The 400-nt window shown below is 30.2% G+C and carries 1 protein-coding gene; it reads right to left on the bottom strand.

Annotated features, from left to right (window positions below):
* On the bottom strand, positions 1–322 hold a 322-nt coding region (locus tag M3205_RS25305; RefSeq protein ID WP_251172373.1), incomplete at its 3' end, for an ATP-binding protein.
* Positions 323–400 lie beyond the last annotated feature (78 nt).

Genomic DNA, 400 nt, shown 5'->3' with positions numbered 1-400 from the left:
CTTCAGAGAAGCCCAGCAAACCATGAAACGGCGCACGCAAATCATGTGAAATAATAGAAAAAAACTTAGTTTTACTAAAATTCAAAGCACACTGCTGTTCATATAATTCATTCAAAATCTCATGATTATATTTTAGCTCAAGATAACGCGAAAAATTCATTCCATGTTCAGCAAGCAATGAAATTTTAACTGGATCAAAGCTTTGTTCATCATTATCAAAAAATAATGCAATTCCTATCGATTCATTATTTTTTAAAATATTAACGGCAATAATACGATGATGTTCTACGCCGCCTTCATTCATATAGGCTGAAAAATCCATATAATGCGGATGTTTTTGATCAATAAAAACTCGATCTTTAAAAAATTGCGCATTATTACATTTTTGTAATTTAAGTAC

The organism is Cytobacillus firmus, from assembly GCF_023715565.1.
Lineage (GTDB): Bacteria > Bacillota > Bacilli > Bacillales > Cytobacillaceae > Cytobacillus > Cytobacillus firmus_C.
The sequence above is the reverse complement of the archived record's forward strand: the minus strand, read 5'-3'. Positions and strand labels throughout refer to the sequence as shown.